Annotated in this window: 16 protein-coding genes; 3 read left to right on the top strand and 13 right to left on the bottom strand. The window is 56.0% G+C overall.

What is annotated here, in order from left to right:
- Window positions 1–70 precede the first annotated feature (70 nt).
- Together HDF10_RS15655 and HDF10_RS15650 are read left to right on the top strand one after the other, a co-directional pair.
- Window positions 71–955 carry an aldo/keto reductase gene (locus tag HDF10_RS15655; RefSeq protein WP_183814948.1) on the top strand — a complete coding sequence of 295 codons (885 nt, stop codon included), beginning with the start codon at window positions 71–73 and terminating at the stop codon, window positions 953–955.
- On the top strand, window positions 952–2,616 hold the full coding sequence (locus HDF10_RS15650; protein WP_183814946.1) for a GMC oxidoreductase: 1,665 nt from the start codon (window positions 952–954) through the stop codon (window positions 2,614–2,616). Before HDF10_RS15655 ends, HDF10_RS15650 begins: the two co-directional genes overlap by 4 nt.
- Before the next feature lie 75 nt (window positions 2,617–2,691).
- On the opposite strand, the gene HDF10_RS15645 is transcribed toward HDF10_RS15650, so the two are convergent.
- The 11 genes from HDF10_RS15645 to HDF10_RS15595 all read right to left on the bottom strand — a co-directional run bounded on the left by HDF10_RS15645 (window position 2,692) and on the right by HDF10_RS15595 (window position 18,929).
- Complete coding sequence (locus HDF10_RS15645; protein ID WP_183814944.1) at window positions 2,692–4,887, bottom strand: glycosyl hydrolase family 28-related protein; 2,196 nt, start codon at window positions 4,885–4,887, stop codon at window positions 2,692–2,694.
- 143 nt (window positions 4,888–5,030) lie between these two features.
- Window positions 5,031–6,353: a lipopolysaccharide biosynthesis protein gene (locus HDF10_RS15640; protein WP_183814942.1), complete on the bottom strand. Its 1,323-nt coding sequence runs from the start codon at window positions 6,351–6,353 to the stop codon at window positions 5,031–5,033.
- Between the two features lie 192 nt (window positions 6,354–6,545).
- The gene (locus HDF10_RS15635; RefSeq protein WP_183814940.1) at window positions 6,546–7,985 is read right to left on the bottom strand and encodes an MBOAT family O-acyltransferase; all 1,440 of its coding nucleotides are present in this window, start codon (window positions 7,983–7,985) and stop codon (window positions 6,546–6,548) included.
- Window positions 7,986–8,019: 34 nt separating this feature from the next.
- On the bottom strand, window positions 8,020–9,174 hold the full coding sequence (locus HDF10_RS15630) for an SGNH/GDSL hydrolase family protein (protein WP_183814938.1): 1,155 nt from the start codon (window positions 9,172–9,174) through the stop codon (window positions 8,020–8,022).
- 67 nt (window positions 9,175–9,241) lie between these two features.
- Window positions 9,242–9,481 (bottom strand): acyl carrier protein, encoded by a 240-nt coding sequence (locus HDF10_RS15625; protein ID WP_183760498.1) that lies wholly within the window; start codon window positions 9,479–9,481, stop codon window positions 9,242–9,244.
- Window positions 9,482–9,547: 66 nt separating this feature from the next.
- A complete protein-coding gene (locus HDF10_RS15620; protein ID WP_183814936.1) occupies window positions 9,548–11,470 on the bottom strand; it encodes an HAD-IIIC family phosphatase in 1,923 nt (640 codons plus the stop codon).
- A 218-nt stretch (window positions 11,471–11,688) separates the two neighbouring features.
- Window positions 11,689–13,035 carry an O-antigen ligase family protein gene (locus HDF10_RS15615; RefSeq protein WP_183814934.1) on the bottom strand — a complete coding sequence of 449 codons (1,347 nt, stop codon included), beginning with the start codon at window positions 13,033–13,035 and terminating at the stop codon, window positions 11,689–11,691.
- A gap of 83 nt (window positions 13,036–13,118) precedes the next feature.
- Window positions 13,119–14,144: a polysaccharide biosynthesis/export family protein gene (locus tag HDF10_RS15610; protein ID WP_183814932.1), complete on the bottom strand. Its 1,026-nt coding sequence runs from the start codon at window positions 14,142–14,144 to the stop codon at window positions 13,119–13,121.
- Window positions 14,131–16,437 carry a GumC family protein gene (locus HDF10_RS15605; RefSeq protein ID WP_183814930.1) on the bottom strand — a complete coding sequence of 769 codons (2,307 nt, stop codon included), beginning with the start codon at window positions 16,435–16,437 and terminating at the stop codon, window positions 14,131–14,133. Before HDF10_RS15605 ends, HDF10_RS15610 begins: the two co-directional genes overlap by 14 nt.
- Window positions 16,438–16,846: 409 nt before the next feature.
- The gene (locus tag HDF10_RS15600) at window positions 16,847–17,950 is read right to left on the bottom strand and encodes a glycosyltransferase (RefSeq protein ID WP_183814928.1); all 1,104 of its coding nucleotides are present in this window, start codon (window positions 17,948–17,950) and stop codon (window positions 16,847–16,849) included.
- A 358-nt stretch (window positions 17,951–18,308) separates the two neighbouring features.
- Window positions 18,309–18,929 carry a 2OG-Fe(II) oxygenase gene (locus HDF10_RS15595; protein WP_183814926.1) on the bottom strand — a complete coding sequence of 207 codons (621 nt, stop codon included), beginning with the start codon at window positions 18,927–18,929 and terminating at the stop codon, window positions 18,309–18,311.
- Between the two features lie 752 nt (window positions 18,930–19,681).
- Between HDF10_RS15595 and HDF10_RS15590 the strand changes: the two genes are divergently transcribed.
- Window positions 19,682–21,133, top strand: coding sequence for a sugar transferase (locus HDF10_RS15590; RefSeq protein ID WP_183814924.1), 1,452 nt, complete (start codon window positions 19,682–19,684; stop codon window positions 21,131–21,133).
- A gap of 87 nt (window positions 21,134–21,220) precedes the next feature.
- On the opposite strand, the gene hemA is transcribed toward HDF10_RS15590, so the two are convergent.
- Both hemA and HDF10_RS15580 read right to left on the bottom strand, forming a co-directional pair.
- A complete protein-coding gene (gene hemA / locus HDF10_RS15585) occupies window positions 21,221–22,501 on the bottom strand; it encodes a glutamyl-tRNA reductase (RefSeq protein WP_183814922.1) in 1,281 nt (426 codons plus the stop codon).
- Window positions 22,498–23,307 (bottom strand): cytochrome C assembly family protein, encoded by an 810-nt coding sequence (locus HDF10_RS15580; RefSeq protein WP_183814920.1) that lies wholly within the window; start codon window positions 23,305–23,307, stop codon window positions 22,498–22,500. The genes hemA and HDF10_RS15580 overlap by 4 nt, the downstream gene beginning before the upstream one ends.
- Window positions 23,308–23,426 lie beyond the last annotated feature (119 nt).

The raw sequence follows: 23,426 nt of genomic DNA, 5'->3' as shown, positions 1-23,426 counted from the left end.
GATATGGTCGAGAGCATCAGAATAGGCATCCATTGTTTGGAAGAGTGAGATTTATGAAGCGGAGAGACCGATGAAAGTTGCGACTCCTATCTCGCGGATGGGTCTCGGTACGGGCCGGTTGGCATCACTGGGCTCGTCGCTCACCCGTCGTCAGGCGGTTGCGTTGATCCATGCGGCGATCGATCATGACATCAGGGTCATCGATACGGCTGATACGTATGGCTCCGGAGACAGTGAGCGCGTAATTGGGACGGCCCTTAAGGAGCGGCGGCGCGACGATTGCTTTCTCATCACGAAGGCCGGATTTGCGCATGTTGCTTTACCTGCGGCGCTCTCTCCGCTGAACCAGATTGGAAAAAAGTTGAAGCAGAAGGTGTCGCCGGGGAGGGATTTTTCGAAGGCTTATTTGGTGCGCTGTGTCGAACGGAGTTTGAAGAGGTTGGGGACAGATCACGTCGACGCTTTTTTGTTGCACGCGGCTGTCGCTGGCGAGCCTACGGATGAGAGTTGGGCCGCGCTGGAGGCGATACGAACGAAGGGGATGAGTCGCTTGACCGGAGTATCCACCAGCGACCCCGAGGTGATACGGCAGGGCCTCGCTTCGGGACAGGTGATGATTGTGGAGACGCCCGTGTCGTTGTGTTCGTCGAATGCGGGGACGATCGGAGAGTTGTGCGCGGAGGGACAGGTACGGCTTGTTGCCAATGAGGTGTTGAAGCCGCAGACGCTGTTGAAGGAGCGTGCGGGTGAATGGAACTCGATGCGCGAACGACATGGAGTTGGGACGATTGCTACGCCGCAGTTGCTGATTGCTTATGCCGCAGCCCAGAGGGGTGTGAGCACTGTTCTTGTGGGAACCCTTTCGGCTGGTCATTTGGTTGAGAACTTGAAGGCCCTGGAGTATGGAGAGGAGATGCGAGGGATGTTCGCGGAGATGAAGGAGGCGTTTGCATGATTCTCACCGGCAACCCTTCCGGGGAGATGCTCGAATCGGATGTATGTATTGTCGGCGGCGGCCCGGCGGCGATTAGCGTTGCGCTGGAGTTACTCAAGAAGAAGGTGAGTATCCTGCTACTGGTGGGCGGCGGGGCGAACCGGGAGTCCGCCTCAGATCAGGATTTGAACCGCGGCGTTATCGCTAGGCCAGGCTCGCACGAGAGTCTTGAAGAGAATCGGCGGCGCGTGTTTGGCGGGGCATCTTCTGCATGGGGAGGTCGGTGCATCCCCTTCGATCCGCTTGATTTCAAGGCGCGGGATTGGATCACTGAGAGTGGCTGGCCTTTCTCTTATGAAGAGATGGAACCTTTTTATCGTAGAGCTCTAACGCTTTGTCGCGCTGGGCGGTATGACTTCGACAGCCGCGAGGTCTTCCCGGCTGAGAGTGGGGAGATTATTCCCGGAATGAAGAACGAAGACCTGGAGGACTGGCACCTGGAGCGATGGAGCCCGCCGATAGATTTCGCAAAGGAGTTTCAGGCGGTTCTGTCCGATGCGGCGAACGTCCGCGTCGTTCTGAATACGCACGCGCTGGAGTTTGTTTCGACAGATCGCAAGGACAGGATCGATCTCGTGCGGGCAATCTCCCAGGGAAAGAGATTCGAAGTTCGTGCGAAGACGTTCGTGCTTGCGACGGGCGGGATTGAAAATGCTCGAATTCTTCTCTCATCCAGGAGCGGGTTTCATCCTGCAGGAGTTGGGAATGAACGCGACCTGGTTGGGCGTTTCTATCAGGCTCATCCTCATGGGACGTATACCTCGCTTGCTCCCGTGAACCGGCAGGCGATCAAATATGACTACGAGCGTGATAGCGATGGCGTCTATTGCCGGCGACGATGGACAATCTCGGAAGAGGCGCAGGCGCGACTGCGGATCAACAATATTGTCTTCTTTCTCGACAGGACGAACGCTGCCCACGGTCATCGCGATGCAATTTTTTCCGCAGTGTTTGTGGCGAAGGCTGCGCTCGCGGTGATGCGCGCGCATGGATTTTCGAAGAGACGATCCAAGTTGAAAGCACTGGCGCCTGATGTTCGCCAGCATCTTGCGATTGTTGCGTCAGATGGACTGGCGTCGCTTCCCCGGCTGGTGAAGCTGGGGCGTGCGCGGGCAGCAAAGGACCGGAGGCTGCCGTCGGTACTGCCGTCGGTGAAGTCGAAGTATCTAGGACTTTACTATCAGGGGGAGCAGGTACCGAATCGCGATAGCCGGATTACTTTATCTCCTGATCAGTTCGATGAACATGGCGTGCCGCGGGCGGTGGTCGACCTTGCGTTTACAGCGCAAGACATACGGACTGTGGTGGAGGCGCACCGAATCTTCGTGGAGCGATACCGCGCTGCGGGAGCGGGAGAGCTTATCTTCGACGAAGGGGAGTTAGCAGATTACGTGAGACGTCGATTTGAGCAGTTCAACTCTGCGGCGCATCATATCGGGACCACTCGAATGGCAACCTCTCGGGAGCATGGCGTGGTCGATGAGAGTTGCAAGGTCCACGGAGTCGAGAATTTGTATGTTGCCGGGAGTTCGGTGTTCCCTACCGGAGGTCATGCGAATCCGACGTTGACGATCGTGGCGCTGGCACTTCGTCTGGGCGAACATCTGGCTGGCTTGACTTAGGTTTGTTGCATTGCGATGTTGCCAGGGATCGCGTGGGGCTTGTGCATTTGAGTGCAGGCGACGATAGTGAACGCTCTATTTCTGGTTTGGATTTCGTGCGGGTGGGCCGACGGCACGAAGCTTCGCTCGGGTGGGAGTGTCTCCTCCATAAGAGTAGAAGACGTTGAGTTGCTGAGAGGTTATGGTGTCGTGCGTGGCGAAGGTTGAGGATCTTCCACTCTGATTTTCGATGACCCAGTTTGGCTGGCCGCGACCCGGAACGTCTACCTTGGTCCATCCGGTTGCGAAGAGGCTGGAGTCTGTGAGGTAGATGTTTGCGCTGATGGGTTGGAGCGGTCCCCTGTTTTGATAGAAGAAAAAGCCGAAGACCTCAGCCTGCGCCTTGTTCGTGAGGACGATGGATGGCGATGCTTGTTCTGTTTTGTAGCCGAGCATCCATAGAGTGCAGCCTTGGCAGAGGAACTTCTGGTTCTGGGATTGCTCGAGGTCGAGTTGTCTGGCCCATAGGTGCTGTGACGGGTAGAAGGTTGGGAAGCCGGTGTTGAGGTAGTTGAGTTCGTCGTCCTCGATGTAGAGATCGCCGGCGCCAATGCTGGAGGTGTAGCTGGTGAGAGTGGAATCGAGAATGACGACGGGCCTGGCGCTGGTGTGGACGACCTGGCAGGACTCATAAGGGCAGCCATCGAGGATCAAAGGAGTGGTGGATTTTCCTGCGATGGTGAGGATTATCTGCGGCTTTCCGTTCTGGAACTTCGATTGAAAGAATTGAAGGTGGTTGACTGTGTCAGGCACTGTGATGTTTGTCGTTCCAGAGGTGGTGTAGACACCGGGAGCGCTGTAAACAGTCGTTGATCTGGAGCCTGCGATTTGCGCGGGCCACGCTGTGACATCGTCTCCGAGTTTTGTCCAGGTGTTGACGGGTGGGTCGGAGGGCGTTGGAGTTTCGTTGACTGGAATATGGAGAGAATCCGGGGATTGCGTCGAGTTGAAGACGCTTTGCGGATTGCCGGTCCATGCCTGAGATATGTTGCCGTTGCGGGCGACTGGCGAGCCTGAGCCTGAATCGCTTTCAGTGGGATTGTAGCCAGCGGAGGCGAGGTTTTTGATGTAGACAGAGCTGCCTGACGCCACAGTGATTCCCGGCGTCGACGAGGAGCCGTTTACGAACTTTGAATCGAGAACGGAGACGTTTGCGGTGGTGGATCCAGCGGCGGCAAGAGCGGTGGAAGGGTTGTCGTTGAGCCAGTGACGGATGCTCATTTTGAAGGCTTGAAGATTTATGGCTGTCGAAGTCTGACCTTCTGTGGTGAGTCCTTCGAAGGTGGCGTTGTATTCGGATTGATTGCTGGAGATGGCATTCTGGCATCCGTAGATAGCGATGTTCTTGAAGAAGGCAGGACCGGGAAAGCCGCGACGAAAGTTCATCGCATAGGGACAGTTGGAGTCGTCGGCCCAGATCTGTACGTTGCGAAAGACTCCTGAGTTGTTTTGTACCGTGGTGACGGGGACTGCGTTCGGATTCCCAGCGCCTATCTCGAAGCCTAGATTAAAGAGGTACTCGGAGAAGTTTTCATTTCCACCTGCGCTCTGCGGGCTGAAGAACTGCGTGGGCGAGCCTGTGTTGAAGGCCGGCGAGTTGGGGAGAAGCTTGATGATGGATTGTTGCGGGCCTGCTCCCCAGAGATGCCAGAAGCTGCCGTAGATTGTGAGCGGCTGGCTGGTGGCGTAGCAGCCGGGCGGGAAGTACAGATTGAGTGGGACGCCTCCTCCGTTTCTGGTGGTGGGGATGCGCTTGCCGTTTTGACTTAGCAGCTTGGCGAAGTTGGCGGCGTTGTCGGTCACGCAGTCGCCTACTAGATTTGCTGTTGGATTGTTGGTGACGTTGAGCAGCGCGTAGTCACCCGGGCCGCTGAAGAATCCTGGAGGATAAGAGATTCCGTTGGTGAGCCTGGCGCCGATGTCATCTGCCGGGATGACGTCGAGCACACCGTCTACAAATTTCAGTTCGTTGCCGTCGACGGAGGCCATGGAGCCCTGCTTGATGACGATGGGGTAGCTACCGGGGCGAGAGTGTGAGGTCGCGGCGGTGCTTAGCTCTGGCGATCCTTTGAAGTGGCTTGCATAGCTTCCGGAGTAGGCCGAGATGTTGAAGATCAGGGGAGGCAGCGGGTCCCCCGCGTGCATGGTGAGATGGGGTGAGGTGACGGTGTAGGTTGCGGCCCCCGCTGGAAGAGACGATAGCAGCAGTACGAACTGACAAAGTCTTCTCATGATCAACCCCTCTTGAGTTAGCGACGAGTTGCCTCCGCATGATTGAAAGCCGGAGAACACGATCTGCTTTAAGTTAGGACAAACAAAGCGGTGAGAGAGATGCTCCGTTTTCGACAGGTTTTTTGGTGAGGACTCTCTGGGCTTTAGGGACCGATATTCTGCAACGATATGTCATGTCGGACCTTACGGACTCGAAACCAGAGCGCAACGCCGATGAAGGTTTGAAAGACAAACTGAGTGGCACACATGCCGAGCATGACGCCGTTGAGACCGAGGTTGCGAGCGAAGGGGCCGGCCAATGCGACCGAGAAGGCGATCAAGGCGGGATAGGCCCAGAAGATGGGTGCAGTGTATTCAAGCGCCTGTAGTGCAGCTCGCAGCGGACCCGCGATAAAGATGAAGATATAAAGGAGCGCGTAGAGACGAAGCACTGAACCGTCGGAGGAGTATTTTTGGCCGTATGCCAATTTGAGCCATAGGGTGGGGAAACAGGCGACGATGGTGACAAAGGTCAGGGTGACGCCCCCCCAGAGGACGACTACTCGTTTGATGTAGCGGAGCATTGCATCGACGCCACCCAGGCGCATCTGTCGCGAGGCCTCTGCCGGCACGACGTTGTCCAGACCTAAGAACCAGACGTGGGCCACTCCTACGATGTTGTTTGCAGCTCTGATGATTGCGGAGGCGGCGGCTCCGTAGTAGACCGGGGCGGCCATGAGGAAGAGATTCCCCGCTCCCCACTGCATGAAGGCGGTGGGTGCAAGCCAGCGAGACATGCGCCAATGCCGGAGAAATACTTTTTTGGAAGTGAGCCGATCGAAGGTGACTGGCTCGAACCATCTGAGGCAGGTGATGAAGCCCGTGAAGGATGTGGCGGCGATGATCCACAGCACATTGGAGAGGCTCGCATAGTGGCTGTGCACAATCCAATAGATGATAGGAAGCTGGGTTAGATAGCTGACCACATCGGTGATGAGCGCTAGCTTGCTCTGGCGGGTACAGAAGAAGTAGCGGCGAACGAACTCCTGAAGCAGGTAGGCGAGGGTTGCTCCGCTGATGGGAAGAGCGAGATTACCTACTCCCCACTGAGGGAAGAAGCGGACCGACAGCTTCACGCAGATGAACATGATCAATGCGGCAGAGAACGCAAAGATGAACTCCTGAAGTAAGACTGCGCCATAGTACCCGGGCCGTTCCTCGGGCTCCTGCTTTGGCCCGACACTTACCATGGGGGTAATGATGAGAGCGTATTGAAGGCTGTTGGCGAAGAGCACGGCAACCCATGCAAGCGCGAAGACGCCATAGTCCCTGATACCGAAGCCGCGTGCCAGGACGACATTCGTGATGAAGTTGGCGCCGCTGACGAGTCCCTGATCGAAGAGTGCGGCAGGGGTTCGGCCTCCGCCGATCCTGGCAAGGATCCGTGCGAAAAAGGTTTGCTTTAGCGCTAGTTGTTCAGTACTCAATGCCACCTCTACCTGTGTCGACACTATTCGCAAGCAACGCAGGGAACCTCGTCCATCGAGACATGTTTGAAAGGAGCTGTGCGGGGCTGTGATGGAAGCAAGGCACAACCTAAGAATATCATTCGACGCGATCGCGTCCCTCGTCAGTATGTAACATGATCGATTCGCTGGAACGATTGGAGGCTGCTGCGTTCAGAAGGCCTTGTAGACGATATCGGGAGCCGGTGTATTGAGAAGCTCCATCACAACCAACATGACGAAGACGAGGCTCGTGTCTAAGACCGTTCTCACGTAGCGGGACAAGATGAAGGGCTGGTCTTCCCATTGCACACGAAAGACGCTGGCACGAACGACCTGCCAGAGAGCCAGCACAATGGTGGAGACGACAAAGATGAGGCTCCATCCCAGCAGCTGCGCAGACGGACCCAAGGTGTTGGCCATCTTACCCAGGTCCTTCCAGGTAGACCAGAACCAGAGAAGATAGAACGCGAAGAAGGTGAAGTTCAGGCCACGGCAGAGCGCCTGATACATCCAGTTGTTGGCGAGAGCTTTGTACTGCTTCTTGCCCAGGGACTTCGCCATCTTGACTTGATACAGCTTGTTGACGCTGACGCCGATTCCGAGCAGGACGCCGTAGAAGAGAAACTCCGACGTCCGTCCGTGCCAGATACCGATGAGGAAGAACGTGACGAAGAAGGCAATGACTCCAAGAGAGAGTTCTGCGCGGGGCGAAGGATAACGTCTCATGAGCGACTTGAGGAGTGGGTTGTAGACGTACTCCTTGAGCCAGCCGGAGAGGGTCATGTGCCAATGGTTCCAAAACTCAAGAAAGTTGTCGGTGGAGAAGGGACGATTGAAGTTCTCCGGAAGCTTGATTCGGAGGAAGCGCGCTATGCCGATGACGATGTCTGTGTAGCCGGAGAAGTTGTAATAGAGGTAGACCGGATAGGTTGCGGCGATGATGGCTCCGGTAAGGGCTCGCGTTGCGAGAGGCTGAGAGGAAGAGAGTGCATTAATCGCCTGATTCTGAATCATCGATAAAACCAAGGCGACTACGTTTACTTTGAAGAACCCAACGACGATTCGCTCCAGTCCGTTGCCCATGTCGATGATGGTGAGGGGCGGTCGTACGGGAGCGAGGTGCTGCTCGATGAAGGCGGGATAGCTTTGGATGGGACCGGAGACCAGCGTTGTGAAGTTTAGCGTGTAGTTCAGGTAAGCAAGCGGGCCTACTTTTTGGTTGAGGCTTCCCTGATGGGAGTCGATGATCATGTGCATGACGCGGAAGAAGATGTAGGAGAGGCCGAGCGTTGTGTAAGCGAATTGCAGGAACGTGGTGTGGGGCAGGAAGGTGTATTTTTTTAGCCAGATGAAGGCGAGGATCGTTCCACCGATGATCCACAGATAGGATACTTCTTTGTGAGCGCGCTGCATGGCATGGACGGCGAAGAAGCCGCATGCCAGGAAGACGGCCAGCGGTACAAAGGCGGAGACGCTGTGGGAGAAGGTAGAGAGGAAGACTAGATCTGCCAGGAGCAAGATCCACATCCGCCAGGTCGCACTCGAGAAGCAGTTGTAGATAAGGACCACGGCAAGCGCAAATCCGAGAAATGTAAATGACGCGATTGTCATGTCAGAAGCTCCTGCTGTTATTCGGTAGTGAGCTCTATCGGGACCCTTGAGCGTGTAGAACAGGACAGCCAGCGATTATCGAATCGCTGGAGTCGGTCAATTGCTCGACCAGCGGTCCGCTGATCAGCGCCTGTCCCTCACCGTCCAGATGACCGTCGGCCAAATAGTAAAGTTTGTTTGATGCAGGTGTCTCCCGGAAAGCGTTTAGTGTGTTCACAAATCTGATTCCGTGGCTGGAAGATATCTGGGCCAGCCGCGTATTGATCGCATCGGGATCCAATTTTTGAGCAGGGTCTTTTAGAACTAGAGCTGCGGTCTGAGCAGCGCTTGGAAATTCAACAAGAACGAACGGCACGTTGGCCTCGTGGGCCTTTGCTGCAGTCTCAGAGAGCAAGATATCCACGTTATGAAAGCGCTGTTCCCATGCGGAGTTGAAAGGAGTATGCAGAAAGCCGGTGGCATTCGTATTGATGAGGGCCAGGCGAAGGTAGGTCGCAGCATCCTGAAAGAGATAGTGCTCTATCACTATCATTGCCCGGCTTTCGGCGAATAGAGATTTGATCCGTCTGACCGGACTACGTTTTTCGGTTGCGGGGTCCTTGTGAGCGGGCACGGTTGGCTGAAAGCGGGTGGCCATGTCTGCTTCCGTAAGAGTCTCTATGTCGCTTGCGTTGATGGTCATCAGGAGTACGTCGGGGTTGAGAGCAAGAGCCTCATCGACGCGGCGCGAGATACAGGTGAGACTGCATGCCTGACGACCGAGGTTTTGGATCTCGACAGGGCGATGACAACGAGCGGTGAGATCTTTCGCGGCGCGAGCGTTGAAGCTCTGGTCGTAGCCGACGAGCCATCCTTCGGCGATCGATGACCCTATCAAGGCGATCCTCGTTGTTCCTGATGGCTTGGGTCCACAGGACTCCCGAGAGCGATAGCCGCAGTCATTATATTGATTGACGACCCAAGGGCCTTCAGCGGCCTTGACGTGGGTGATGCAGCCTGGCTTGTAGCTGAAGCCGAGACGCGCATTCGGGATTTCGCAGTAGTCGGTCTTTTGTTCGGGGAAGAAGAATCTTGCTGCCGCCTCGGATGCTATGAGGAGGACGAGGAGGGTCAGGATACTGAGCGCCGGGAGAATAAGGAGGTCGCGGCGAGGAAGTTGATCCTTTGGAAGGGTCACCATTGTGCTCATAATTGTCGCTCAAGAGATCTGGATGGCTTAGAGCAAATTGCTATCAATTTGACAACCTGTTTACGCGCTACACCTTCGACTGAATGACCTTCGCGAGATCAGCGACGTTCTTGAGGTTGCTGACCTCTGACGCAGAGAAGCGAACTTTGAATGCATTTTCGACGGAGAGGATGAGGCGTACATGCTTGAGGCTGTCCCACTCTTCGACGTCAGAAGCAGTCAGGTCGGGACGAGCGACTATCTCGTCGTCATCGAACACTTCTCGGAAGACTTTTGTAAGACGATCATAGATTTCAGTTGATTCCACTTACACACTCCATCTCTCTATTTGTAATTGTCGTGGTAACAAATAATGTTGGGCACGCTGATACAGTTATATTTCGACGGTTTCAAAGCCGATCGATCGGACCAACATCGCTGTTTCCACAACACTGGCTTCTTGTACCAGAAGCTTCCACGTTGTTGAACCGTCGGGCTCTGAACCAATCTGCTCGAATCCGAGGGAACGGTAGTGCCCTTCGACCATCTGGTTGCGGTCGGTCGGCTTGTAGATTCCGATCAGCTCTTCGATTCCGTTTCCTTCTGCATGCTTCAGTATCTCGCGGAGTACCGCCTCCTGGACCTTTCTGCCGAGGACGCGACAGCTCATCAACCATGTGTCGATCTCCCATACTTTGGGATCGGTGCGGCGACAGATGACTACGCTGATCATGCCGTTGTCTCCGAAGATGTCGGCGAGACGGACCTGCAGGGTGAAGCAACGGGGATCAGTCTCTGCCGCTGCGACTTCGGCTTCGGTGTACCGATGAGTGGTGAGATTGTACTGATTCGACTTGTTGATCAGCTGGGCGATGCGGCTTCGGCCTGTCCTATCGAAGGGTTGAAAGGTGATCTCCATCTTGAGGGAGGCGAGGTAGGCGTCGATGTCTCCCGCTTGATTTTGCAGTGTGACTCTGCGCGCGTTGTCCTGGTAGTATTCCGCGCGTTTGAGGTCTTCAGAGGAGAATGTAGCGGCCTCAAAGTAACCTGCCGCGCTCAGCGTGCGAGAGAACAGAGCCGGATCATCTGGAAGCTCCGGAATGGCGACTTGAGGAAGGATCTCTCGAACGAGTCCTCGTTCGACGGGATTGTCATCGAGGAAGACGAAGGACTCCAGGCCGAGTGAGAGTTCTTCGGCAATCGCTTTGATGTTGGTCGCTTTATCGTTCCAGTTGGCCTGGAAGACGGCGATGTGGTCTTCCTTGAGGAGCATCTCAGGATGTTCGCGGAAGGGTTTGCGTGCGACATCGTCGTTGTTCTTTGACGACACGGCTAGTACGACTCCGCGTTCGCGAAGCGCCAGAGCCATTCTCTGCACTGCCAGATGCGCCTCGCCGGTTGCGTCTCCCTGCGCTACTTTGATTCCTTCCAGGCCATCGTCGCCGATGACGCCACCCCATACGGTGTTGTCCAGATCGAGGACCAGACAGCGCCTACTCTTTCCTCGAAGTGCGGCGATGGTGCGAGCGACGTGGTCGGCATAGAGTGGAACCAGCTCGTCCGCAAAGGGGAGTTTGGCCATGTTCCACTGGGCGGGAGAGTGCCATTGCGCAAGGCCGACAGTTTCAGCGATCGCAGAGACGTCGACCAGGACGTCTTCAGTACCGTAGACACTTTCGGCTAGCCCACGATTGACTGCATCAATCAATTGACGAGATGCACCGGGAAGAACGCGATCGAAACTTCCGAAGAGACTCTCGGGAAGAGGCGCGAGGGTTTGAAGGATCGAGATGGCGCCACTATTATTTTGGACGCCTTCGCGGATGGCCTGAAAGTGCTGGAGGACACCGGACACTGCCACCGTGGCCGCCTCTTGATCTCCCAGAGTCGATTGCAGAGGAAGATAACGGAGGTCCACCGCTACGAGAACTGCGTCCGGCTTCGCTCGATTAATGACTGAGTCCGGCGAAAGGGCCGCCTGGATGACCTGGCCGTAGTCTGCCTTGATGCACTCGAGCGCGATACCGTGACGGAGAGCCGTGGCTTCGAGCGCGGGCACGATGAAGTCCAGGGTTGAGTTGCTGAGAACTCCGAGCCGGAATGGTGTTAGAGGAGCTAGAGACATTCCGTCGGCACGTGCCTTTGCCAGCACCTTTGCCAGACGACCTAACTGATTTCCGTTGAGGGCATATTTGGCGAGCCCTTGCAGTCTTCTGCCAAGTCCATGATCGTCTTCAAGAACGAACCGGCAGAGAGAGGAAAAGTTTTCGGGAGATTTGGGGAGCCAGAAGAGATCGGCGTAGATACTACTGCTCATAGGCTGAATCAGCTCCTTTGGTTGCTGTGCGCTGGTCGAAAATTCAGATGGGCAGTTCCATTTTACGAAAACTGATTGTCTATTCAAAATTAAAAAGACGGCTCGGGAGCGCTTTTGGTTGCTTAGCTGAAGCCATCGATATCATTGTCAACGAGTTTCCCAACTATGACAGCATCTTACTGATTGCGGCCTTGCATACAATCTCTTGCCCGGTATTGCTATGCTCCAACTTCCTGGGGATGAAGATGTGCTGAGGTTTTTTTAGACTGTTTGAGCCGCCTGCGGGAGGCATATTGGGGATTTGCGACGATGCCTATAAAAGTCAGCAGAAAAACTGCCCCGACACGGCCGTAAGCCACGATTAGATTTGGTCCGCCAATTGATCTGACGACGAAGTGGAGGAAGAAGAGGAACAGGAACACCTCTGGCGTGCCTTGCCGGACTGTCTTCAATGCGGTCCAAAGCGCCCGGCCATAAAGACAGAGAACGATGATGGCCGTGAAGATTCCCCCACTGACCCATGCGTGAAGCAACTCGTTGTGTGCATGCGGCGGGGTCCAGTGGGTATATTTCCAGTGATCCTTAATCGCATTTTTAGCGCCTACGATGAAGCCATATCCAATGAAGGGCCTGATACGAGCGGCCTCATAGGTCGCCTGCCAGACGCGAGTGCGATCGTCGAGAGTGGAGAGTGTTTTGAGGCTCTGGCCGCGAGAGAGAAATTTGAAGATGAGATCCCGGAAGAGAATACCCAACACTCCGGAAGCTCCGAGTCCGATAATCGTGCCCATGCGCAGGATGAATTTTCCTGAGAAGAAGATCGCATAGATGATCAGCAAAAAGAGGAAGCTGATCAGTTCGATACGGGTTCGTGCCAAGACTATATCTACAAATGCGAGCATGCAGCCTGCAATCGTGGCGAGGCCGCGCGGAAAATAGAAGAGAGCATAAAAGAATGCCGCAACGGAGAGGGTGGCGAAGTAGGACGGAGAGATGAGTTGACCTCCGAGCTGCGCGACTGCCTTGGTAGATTCTTCAGAGATGCCAAAGACTTGTGCGGGCATGACGGGTAGCACGATCCAGACGATTGCGGTCCAGATCCAGGAAGCGCGACCGATCAGTTGAACGACCATCTCGGTTGCGTGTTCGAGTGGCGTGCGAGTGTAAAGAGCCAGAAAAAGTGCGAAGGCCAGAACCCATTCGAAGAGGCGATAGAGGCTGATGATGACGTCTTTTGCAGAAGACGGGGTAAGGTTGCTGCGAGGGTGCAGCACGGTGGCCACGACGAGCAGGAACAGCAGGGGAAACCATAGCCACTGCGCGAAGTTTACTTTGCGGCACAAGAGCGGGCGATGGCTCAAGAACAGAACCGCTGTGAGGACATAGACGCTGCCGAGCGCGATGACGATCTGACTGATGGAGGTCAGATTGAAGAGACCGAGCTCATGGGTGCGCCCTGTCGTGTCGAAGTGGAGGAAGTTGGGCGCACCGACCATGTAGACCAGGGTGGTCCAGTACAAGAGCGGATTCTGCTTCTGCGCTGAGTAGGGTCGATCAAGCGTCATAAAGTCTTAGAGTCTTCCATGGTGTCCGCTCCCGGTCCAGTTGCTTGCCTCGCAATCGACACCTGGACCGGGCTGTCGATCGACTAGTGGTACACGTAGAGTGCAGCCGAAGAGGTCGCGGAAAGCAGTGAAGTGGTGAGGACCGTCTTGACCTTGCTGATGGGGACGTAGAGAAGGTCTTCCGCCTGAAGCCGCGGCGCGGGGGCTTTTCCTTTTTCGATATCTCGATACGCGACGGGGATCTCCTGCACCTTACCGTCAGGCAGCTTACGGATGATCCGCATGGAGCCGACGGCAGCGCCCATCGTGGTTCCGTAGGCCAGGGAGAGAGCCTGGGCTACGTCCAGCTCTCCGCCTTCCTGCATGACATAGCCGCCAGGCCGGGTGACTCCGCCAAGAACATAGACGACGCCTGCCCTGCGCACGGTGACCGTGTCGCCAGGACGAACGCTGACGTCGTTCATAGTCGGATCATCCGAACTGCGGGAGAAGTGGATCGTCTCTTTCTGCGGGGTGACGCCCGTGGCATGACGGATCTCGATGGTGTTTCCTGCCAGTTCGGTCTCGCCGCCTGCGAGGGCGATGACGTCATCGAGACTGTGCGGGGCCAGCAACTCGATACGCCCGGGAGTGTGAACCTCGCCGAGGACGCTGACATTCTGTCCAGAATACTGGGTGATGTTCAGGTTGACCTGCGGATTGTTGAGGATCTTGCCGTCTTTGAGCCGTTGCCCGATCGACGCTGCCGCCTCGGTCATCGTCTCGCCTTGTATGTGGACGGAGCCGACCATGGGAACGACGACGTTGCCCTGAGTGTCGATGCGGAGATCGGTCGATAGCTCAGGCGCGTCATAGACGTCCATGCTGAGTAGAAAGCCGGGTGAGAGCTTCAGGTTGGAGAAGTCCTCCGGGACCGGAGTGAGGGTGGTAAGCCTTCTCCTGTTGTTGGCTCCCTGACCTTCATTTGCCCCTGGACTATCGAAGGTGCTGGTTCCGCCGACTCTTGGAGGCGCGTTCCCCTGTGCCATGGCAGTCCAGGACGTGAGTGCGAGCAACCCCGCCAATGCTGGAATCGCCCAGTTTTTTCTTTCAAACCTAAATTCCTGCATGGATAGGACCCTCCTCTTGCCTGGAATAGCTGTAGCCATGAAATCCATCGTTCTCAGGATTGCGAACGTCGTTGAGCACGACCCCGAGTACCGGAGTGTTGGCGTGATGCAGGCTCTCGATCAGACTGGAGAGAACCGACTGCGTCGTGCTGCGTGAGCGAACCACGGCGATAGAGCCGCCAACCTTACTGGCGATGATGGAGGTATCTGTGACGGACAGAATGGGTGGGCTGTCGATCAGGACATAGTCGTAGTCGGCGGCACAGACCCGCAGAAGAGCATCGAAGGTCTGCGACTCGAAGAATTCGGCTGGGAACTCCGGGGGGGGCCCGGCGGGAAGCATGAAGAGGTTGGAGAGCGAGGTATGGCGTACGATGCCGAGAACTTCGGCCTTCGTGACAGGATCCTGCAGATCGCTAACACCGGGCGATAGCGCGCACCCGAAGAGGCGGTGCAGATCCGGGTTGCGAAGATCGCAATCCAGCAGCAGAACTCGAGCACCCTGCTGTGCGAAGGCCACTCCGAGGTTGTAGACGGCAGTCGTCTTGCCGTCACGGCCTGCCGCGCTGGTGACGAGCAGGGTCCTCGATCCAATCGATGGGAGAGCACGCATGATGGAGGTTCTGATGACGCGAAAGGCCTCGGAGAAAGGAGCCTTTGGAGCGTCGATCAACTTGCTGTCTCCGCCACTTGAGGCAAGCAAGCTCTTGGTCTGCATTCTAGGGACATAGCCCAGCATGCGAAGCCCTGCGATCCTCTGCAGATCACGTGGTCTGCGCACGGTCTCATCGAGGCTCTCACGCAGAAAGGCGGAGGAGATGCCGAAGAAGATTCCTACGCCGGCGATCAGAGACAGATACTTCAGATAGTTCGGTATGGCCGGTGTGCCCGCGGGACGAGCCTGGTCGGCGATGTCGATGCGGGTGGCGCGAACCCCGGAGGCGAGATTAGCCGTCTGCAGTTTGGAGAAGAGACTCTCATAGAGAGCTCGATTGGAGTAGGCCTCCTGCGCGAGCACTTGAAGATGGACGGTGGCATCGGCCATCTCGTTTGCATTCGACTGCTGCTTGACGAACTGTTGCCGGATGGTGTCTTCGTTCTGCTTGGCGTAGAGATAGGAGTTTTCGGCGCGCTTGCTGATGCGCTGCAGTTCGGCGTGGAGCTGCTGTTTGACTGCATCGAGCTGCTGCTGGGTCTGGGCGAGACGCGGGTTGTTTGCGCCATACTTGACGGCGGCGCCTGCGTACTCCTGTTCGAGCGCAGCTTCTTCGGTGCGGAGAGATCGGATAAGTTGAATGCCGCCATCGGGTGTGAGCGATCCGCCACCGGTTCCTCCGGCGGCACTCATGGAACCCAGGCCAAGCACAACTTCAGGATCCTGGGATTGGACGAGGTGGAAGACGGTTTCAGTGGAGATGCGGTTGGACTCAGCAGCGGTGAGCTCCTGGTTCAGCGTGTAGAGCCGGTCTGTGACGGTGCTATGCGGGGAGATTCCGGCGGCACCACCTGCGCTGTCGCCACCGCCATTTGCTGAGATCTGAACGCCCGCAAGCCCGGACTCCCTCTGGTAGTCCGCCAGCTTCTGTTCGGAGTCTTCTACCTGCTTCTTCAGATCGTCGAGCTCTTTCCGGAGCCAGTAGGACGATTGGATCGTCGACTTGTGGCGCCGATCCATCGCACTATCGATAAATTTTTGCGAGATGGCGTTGGCCACGTTGGCGGCGACGGCGGGATCGGGATTTAGAAAGGTGACGGTAATGAGGCGCGTGTCCGGCGGATTTTCGACGGTGAGATTCTTGGCGAATCGTTTGATCAACTTCTCGCGAGTGAGTGGAGCCTGATCAAGGGGCTTGTCTTTCTCGGACGAGACAATATCTTTATTGAAGGGGCGGATGTGGGTGAGGTTGAGATCCTGGATCACGGCCAATGCCAGCCCATCACTTTGAAGGACGCTGATGTCGGTTTCGATCTCAGCCTTCAACTCATCTGCGGTCGGCGACGCGGTTCCCGTGTCGGTGGAGACATTCGCGCTATTATCTTCTTTGTTGATTTCGATGACGGCCGTGGAGGCATACTTCGGGGTCATGATGAGGCAGACCAGCAGGCCTAGAAGAAAGATGCCGAGCGTGACGAGAACGACAGTCCTCCATCGCCGGCGCAGAACCCGGAGAACACCTGAAAGCGTCTCGTACTCGGAAGGTCCCGATGCGAAGAGAGCGTCGTCGGACAAGGTGCCCAATGCGGCAGACTGATTTTTTGTAGAGAGAGTAGGATGTGGCTGAAGTGCACTCATAGCAATAATCCTTTTTTGCATTCTCCCCGGCCGGAGGTAACTGATCGAGGGAATGCTATGAATTGTGCTAGCTCAAGAGCAACACCCTCTTGAGACTCGAGGGCTAAAAATCTTACAGTGCAGATCAGGTATTTATTCATGAATACTACCACAGGCTTTACTGGTCTCCTCGAACATCTGTGAACGAATAACCGTCGATAGAGCGTTGCAGCAGCATGAGTTGAATGTCATTGCCATGGTGTCCTCTAACAATAAATGTGCGGCAGCGCTAGGGTTTCCGTCTCTTTCTAACTTCAGTCTGTTCAAACGATAAACAGATTTTCAAACTGCATTCTTGAAGGACCAGTTACTCGTAGTAGGTTGGTCCTGTTGTAAGACTGACTCGACAGCAGGAAGGTATCTCCTTTTGCTACGCGGGCTGGGCGTGATACGTATGGATACATTGCTGAAAGATATCCATGAGCTGCCGATAGTTCTGATCTTCCGTGTAAGCAGCTACGTATTTCGCTCGAGCCTGAACCCGCATTAGATTCAGACGCTCCTTGTCCGCCATAAGGATGCTTACGGTGGCGGCAAGGTCTTTACTATCAGAGGGGTTGTATAAGAGTCCGGTCACGCCATCGTCGACCATCGCCTTCATCGGTGGGGTCAGGGCGGCAATGACCGGCGTCCCTTTGGAGTATGCCTCGACGATCGTGCGGCCGAAGGGCTCATACCACTGCGACGGGAAGATGAGGAAGGCGGCTTTGCCGAGATAGTCGCAGACTTCTGTCAGCGATTTTCGTCCCAGGTACTCGATCCTCGGATCAGCATCAGACGCCTGACGAACGACGGACTCGAGGGGGCCATCACCGATGATCTTCAAAGTGGCTGATGACGGCACGTCCGGCCACGCATTGAGAAGCGAGCGAACGCCTTTCTCTTCAGTGAGACGCCCTACATATAAGCCATATCCGCCGGAGCCGTCGCCGACTCCGCTATCCGAGATGAAGTTTGGCTTTACGAGAATCTTCTCCTCGGGAAATCCACCCTCGACAAGCTGTTGCTTCACAAAGCTGCTGACTGCGATATAGCGGTCGACAGAGTTGGTCCAGATGCCGCGGAGATGAGCGTACGCATTGCTGGCAACCACTGCAGCCGATTGCAGATAGCTCTGCCGGTAGCAACGATGCTGAATAGCGGCGAGTGCAACTTTGCTCCCAACGCATGTGGTGCATATGTGGCCATCGCGAAACAGATTGGCGGACGGACAGATGAGCCGATAGTTTCGTACGGAGAGAACGGTCGGAACTCCCATTGACTTCGCAGCGTCGAAGATGGAGGGCGAAAGGAGAGGAAAAAAATTATCTACCTTTATGAGATCCGGCTTTGTGGATCGGATCAGATCTTTCACTCGGTCGGCCTCTTTGGTGTTCCAGACCGAACGCAGACCGATGGTGATGAGGTTCCCTGATTTTATTTCAGCGTTGTCGAGGGTGTAGTCGTGAACTTCTTCTCCGCGCGAGCGAAGCATCGCAATCTCCTGCTCTCGAGATTCATCTTCTCCACCTCGATAGATGTATCTATTGTGTAGAAACAGAATCCGCATCAGGCCTCAAAAAAAATCTATCGGTGTTTTTCACTGTAACGCAGTCGCTGCGCTTTCGCATTGGAGAGAAGTTATCGCAAGTAGGATAGGAAGATACTCTCATCGACCCTGTATTGAGCACGTATTTGGCCATCTTGAGTGAGATGCAGAGGTAAGACTGATCACCTGTCAACCTAAGTTAAAACCCGTCGGACTTTTGAAGATTTAAGACAAAGATCTTACCTTCGCCCGTCAGGAACAACTGACAGCCTGTTATCCCTGAAGCAGCGTGATCGAGCGAGAGCTATCGAATCCTCTGACGAACGAAGTCGTAGAAGACAGGAGGCGTCCACTTGCGAACCAGACTACGTGCCGTGTGCTTCGGCTTATAACAGTCAGGTGCATAGAGAGAGCTGTGCACACCCATCTCTTTGCCGAGGATGTTGCCGGCGGTGTTGTAGTAGATCATGAAGGAATAACGCGACCTACCGGTAGGTTCGACGACCGGATTGATGCCATGGTAGGAGGTTTCCGAGATATTCATCAGCAACGTTCTGTTGAAGATGGGCTCTATCTCGGCCTCTTTGCGACTCGCATCTTCGTTCCACAGCTCGAGCTGGCCGCCATACTCCGGGGTCCAGTCATGGTTGAGATAGATGATCAGAGCGAGACGACGAATCAGTCCGCTGGTCAGGTCGGCGTTGGAGTCGATGTGGACGTCGAACTTTCCCTTTGGGGGAATGATGCTGTAGCCCGCACCATGCATATATGGGTCAGGCAGCAGATTCCAGATTCCCGTAATCTCCGAAAGAAGATAGAGGAATGGAGCTGAGTGAAGCAGAGCTACGAGCTGAAAGCCAGCCGGTCCAAGCCCGGCGGCAGACTTCTGCCCAAGCTTCTCGAGATTTTGGGTATTGTGATGCACCCAATCGGATCTTCTGGTGTGGGACATCTCTTGAAGCACGGCCGCAAGCTGCTCTGAATTGAACAAGTTATCGATTGTTAAATGCGGGTACGGTCGACTATTTTGATATCTGTTGGCCAGGCTGGAGGAACTCTCGGAGAGAGAGAGCTGGTCAAGGAGCCTAGACACATCGCGGATACCCGGTTGGTTTTGCATATTTCTCCGTTGCACGGAACGCCAGAGCTTGCTCGATCAATAGATCATTATAGTTCCGTACCGTGGTTGGTGGAGTCGGCTGAAGTGCACCATCCGAGGTACGAATGGAACGAAAGTTCCCACTTAGTAGGCAATTTTTTAGCAATGTCACATTGTTTTCATGCTTTTCTCCTCGGAGTTTCTTTCTCTTCCCCCAGGGAACGGGATACTTTCTCTCCGGGTTGTGAGCATTTTCGAGTCCAAAGCCGTAAGCCTGTGTCGTGTGAATCCCAAACCTGACCATAACTCTCTAGAAAGAGGCGATTGCGGAGGAGTTCTACCCGGGTTGTTTGTCGATTTGGCAGATTAGAGTCCTCCTCATCGGTCCGGCCTCAGAATTGCTTATAAGGGTGGAGATAGCGAATTGCCGAGAATATGAGAAAGCCTTCTCGGACCATACGCTTCATTGCAGAGCTTTGGGTGCCTGGTTACTCTAGTGACGTGTGGTAATCAACTTTTCCCTTGTCGGCTTCGCATCATAACTTGCGTTACAGCATTCATGAAAAGGGGCTTGATCTATGACACCACCCAACAGGAAAATCTTTTTAGAGTTGGTGGAGTTCGGCGACCTATGCCTATTATTCGGCAGCTTGGGCGGCGCGTATGCTCTTACGTCCGGCCACCGCTTCTTTGGAATTCTTGACTCCCTGGAGACGCGACACCCCGTACAGGTCTTCCTCGCGACACTGGTGCTGGCGGTAGTATGGCATGGAATTCTGCGGTCGAATAAGTTTTATCGGTCTCGAAGAGTGGATGGGTTTGTCAGAGAGGTCGTGGATGTTTTTATCGCGAGCGTCCTTTGCGCTCTCTCCTCCTGTGCCTGGCTGTGGCTGGTGTGCTCCCACTCAAAACACAGCATCGCAGAGATTGGTTTTATCAGCGCGGTCTTCGGCGCAGTGAGCTTTGCCATCTTCGTATCCACTCGGCTGGTGGGGCGAGCTTTGGCGCGTGTGTTCCGTTCCAAGGGCTATAACCTTCGCCATGTTCTGGTGGTCGGGACCAATCGACGCGCCCACGGGTTTTCGCAGGATGTTGCACTGCATCCGGAATGGGGTTATCACCTGCAGGGTTTCGTCGACGATCAATGGTGGTCTGAAGAGACGGCTGCGTCCAATGCAGGGTCCTTGCTGGGCGGGTTGGATTCGATTCCCTCTCTGTTGCGGACGCTTCCGGTGGACGAGGTGATCGTGGCGTTGCCTCTGGCGTCGTTCTATCAGCAGATAGCGGAGATTGTTGCCTCGTGCCGGGATCATGGGATTGCAGTGCGAAGCATCGGAACGTTCTTCGATCACGAACAGACGAAACGAACCGCGTATCTGCAGAGAGGGGTAGGCACGATCACTCTGCATGACGAGTCGTGGAATGCATGGGGGTTCATGATCAAGCGAGTCACCGATGCGGTTGTGTCGGCGGTGCTGCTGCTGGCGCTGGCTCCGGTCTTTCTCCTGGTTGCCGCGTTGATCAGGTTGACCTCGAAGGGTCCCGTCTTCTTTCGTCAGACCAGGATTGGCTATGGCAAACGGCCCTTCGAGATTCTGAAGTTTCGGACCATGGTGGTCGATGCAGAGAAGCTGATGGCCCAGGTGGAGCATTTGAACGAGACGAAGGGCCCGACCTTCAAGTTGAAGAACGATCCCCGGATCACTCCGTTGGGTAAGTTTCTACGGAAGTCGAGTCTGGATGAGATTCCTCAACTGGTCAATGTGTTCCTCGGTGATATGAGTCTTGTCGGTCCGCGGCCACTTCCCGTTAGAGATTATGAAGGGTTCTCGAAGGACTGGCACCGGAGACGATTCAGCGTCAAACCTGGAATTACGTGCCTGTGGCAGGTGATGGGGAGAAGCTCGATCAGCTTCGATGAGTGGATGGCTTTGGATATGCGCTATATCGACCAGTGGTCGATGTGGCTCGATATCAAGATCCTGTTTCAAACTATCCCTGCAGTCTTTCGTGGCTCCGGGGCAGTGTAGGTATAGTTTTCGGCGAAGCTGGTTGGTATTGGCGGATCGAGACTGAAAAAGACTCCGAGGAGACATGAGGCAGAACGCCTTTGCGTCTTACTCGGAGTCTTTTTTGCGTGTGGACTCGCGGAGCGCGGTGAGCTGGGGGTGGAGAAGCTTGGCGGTGAGCGAGCGGGTGAGGGCTTCGACGGCGTCACGCTGCTGGGCGGTGAGATCGGCAAGCTTGGATTGGGAGCGGACTAGTTCGGCCTGGCGGAGCTGCTCAGCCTGCTGCTGAAGGGCTTTGATGGCGGGGACGGCGTCGCGGGATTGGAGACGCTCCTGATACTTGTCTACTTCCCTGCTGACTATATTCTCGGCTGCTGCGGCTTCGCGGCTGCGATCGGCCAGGTTGGCGGCTGCTACCTGCTGGAGATCGTCGATATCATAGACGAAGCAGCCTTCGACCTCGTTCATGCGCGGGTCGACGTCGCGGGGAACGGCGATGTCGATGAAGAACATAGGGCGATTGCGGCGGCGATGGAGGAAGTGCTGGCCGTGGGAGCGACCGAAGATCTTCTGGGGGGCTCCGGTGGAGGTGATGACGATGTCGGCGCGATCGGCCTGCTCGTAGAGGGCTTCGAAGGGGATGGCTTCGGTGTGAACGGTGAGGCTGTTGAAGTCGGAGGCTATTTTTTCAGCGCGGGACTGGGTGCGGTTGGTGACGAGGATGGAGGATGCGCCCTGCTGGATGAGGTGACGGGCGGCTAACTCGGACATCTTGCCTGCGCCAACCAGGAGGACAGTTTTTCCGTAGAGGGAGCCGAAGATCTTCCGGGCGAGATCGACGGCTACCGAGGCGATGGAAACGGAGCTTGAACCGATTTGAGTTTCGGTGCGGATCTTTTTGGCGACGGTGAAGGTGCGCTGCATCAGGGCTTCGAGGTGGGTGGAGACTGCGCCAGCGTCGCGGGCTACGGTGTAGGCCTCTTTTACCTGGCCGAGGATCTGGGGTTCGCCGACGACCATGCTGTCGAGGGAGCTGGCGACGCGGAAGAGATGGCGGACGGCTTCGCGCTCGCGAAACTCGTAGAGGTGAGGCTGAATGTCGTGCGGCGGGACGGCGAAGTACTCGTGCAGGAAGCGAAGGAGGTCGGTTTTGGCCTGTGGCTGTGCGGCTTCGGAGTCGTCCTGGAGGGTGAGGAGTTCGACCCGGTTGCAGGTGGAGAGGATGAGGCCTTCGCGGACGCCGGGCTGGTGGAGAAGGGTGCGGGTGGCGTCGGCGAGGCGCTCGGCGGGGATGGCGAGGCGCTCGCGTACCTCGATGGGCGCGGTGTTGTGGTTGATGCCGAGGAGGATAAGACGCCCCTGCGTGGGTGTGGGCTTGGATTGGCTCATGGGGCGGTAAACCTGTGGACCGCGGAGAACTGGTTTGCCACCCACACGGTGAGTATGACCAGGAAGACGAAGCTGGAGAGGTAGACAGCTCGGCGGCCACGGAGGCCGGAGATGCGGCGGATGTGGATCATCGCCACGTAGACCAGCCACATGGCGAAGGCGAGAAGAATCTTGGGGTCGCGGAAGTAAGAGGCACCGACGGTGGCCTGGGCGATGAGCGAACCGATGAGCAGGCCGGCGGTCATGCAGGGCAGGCCGACGAGGAGGGCTTTGAGGGCGATCTGGTCGGTGGTTTCTAGCGGTGGCAGCCAGGAGAGGGTTGGCGATTTCTGCTTGAGATGGCGCTCCTGCACCAGATAGAGAAGCGAGGCCAGCATGGAGAGGAAGAGCGCGGCGTAGGCGGCAAGAAGAAGAGCGACGTGGAGGAAGATCCAGCCTGCGTGGAGGATGGGGAAGGTGGTGCTCTCCTGGCCGGGATGGAAGGCTGGGACCAGGCCGAGAAGGAAGCAGATAGGCAGGAGGAAGATGCCGAGCGAGACGGTGCGGTAGCGGGCGTAGACGAGGAGGAAGGCCAGTGCGAGGAGAAGGCCAAGGAAGGATTGGGTTTCGTGTGTGTCTACGGGGAGGCGATGGTGGGCCGCGTTGAGCATCTCGGCCAGCGAGACGAAGTGGAAGAATACTGCGGCTATGGTGGCGGGGACGGCGATATGGCGCCAGCGGGGGCGGTCATAGAGGGCCGCCGGCAGGACCGCAAGCGCGGCAATGCCGTAGAGTAAGACCGCGACTCTGAGCCAGAAAAGAGACATAAGTGACGTACTTCGCGGGGTTTTCCGCAAACATTGAGTATATCGCTTATGAGTTTGATTCTGCGTGGGTGCTGGGGGTTTCGCACGATCTCATGGGGACGCAAGTCTGCCTGTGGAGC

The organism is Tunturiibacter empetritectus (genome assembly GCF_014201375.1).
Classification (GTDB): Bacteria; Acidobacteriota; Terriglobia; order Terriglobales; family Acidobacteriaceae; genus Edaphobacter; species Edaphobacter lichenicola_D.
The sequence above is the reverse complement of the archived record's forward strand: the minus strand, read 5'-3'. Positions and strand labels throughout refer to the sequence as shown.

Bases quoted from the DNA above. Each gene is read 5' to 3' on its own strand.
- HDF10_RS15655 (WP_183814948.1), top strand. From the start codon at position 71: ATGAAAGTTGCGACTCCTATCTCGCGGATGGGTCTCGGTACGGGCCGG.
- HDF10_RS15650 (WP_183814946.1), top strand. From the start codon at position 952: ATGATTCTCACCGGCAACCCTTCCGGGGAGATGCTCGAATCGGATGTA.
- HDF10_RS15645 (WP_183814944.1), bottom strand. From the start codon at position 4,887: ATGAGAAGACTTTGTCAGTTCGTACTGCTGCTATCGTCTCTTCCAGCG.
- HDF10_RS15635 (WP_183814940.1), bottom strand. From the start codon at position 7,985: ATGACAATCGCGTCATTTACATTTCTCGGATTTGCGCTTGCCGTGGTC.
- HDF10_RS15630 (WP_183814938.1), bottom strand. From the start codon at position 9,174: ATGAGCACAATGGTGACCCTTCCAAAGGATCAACTTCCTCGCCGCGAC.
- HDF10_RS15620 (WP_183814936.1), bottom strand. From the start codon at position 11,470: ATGAGCAGTAGTATCTACGCCGATCTCTTCTGGCTCCCCAAATCTCCC.
- HDF10_RS15615 (WP_183814934.1), bottom strand. From the start codon at position 13,035: ATGACGCTTGATCGACCCTACTCAGCGCAGAAGCAGAATCCGCTCTTG.
- HDF10_RS15610 (WP_183814932.1), bottom strand. From the start codon at position 14,144: ATGCAGGAATTTAGGTTTGAAAGAAAAAACTGGGCGATTCCAGCATTG.
- HDF10_RS15605 (WP_183814930.1), bottom strand. From the start codon at position 16,437: ATGAGTGCACTTCAGCCACATCCTACTCTCTCTACAAAAAATCAGTCT.
- HDF10_RS15600 (WP_183814928.1), bottom strand. From the start codon at position 17,950: ATGCTTCGCTCGCGCGGAGAAGAAGTTCACGACTACACCCTCGACAAC.
- HDF10_RS15590 (WP_183814924.1), top strand. From the start codon at position 19,682: ATGACACCACCCAACAGGAAAATCTTTTTAGAGTTGGTGGAGTTCGGC.
- hemA (WP_183814922.1), bottom strand. From the start codon at position 22,501: ATGAGCCAATCCAAGCCCACACCCACGCAGGGGCGTCTTATCCTCCTC.
- HDF10_RS15580 (WP_183814920.1), bottom strand. From the start codon at position 23,307: ATGTCTCTTTTCTGGCTCAGAGTCGCGGTCTTACTCTACGGCATTGCC.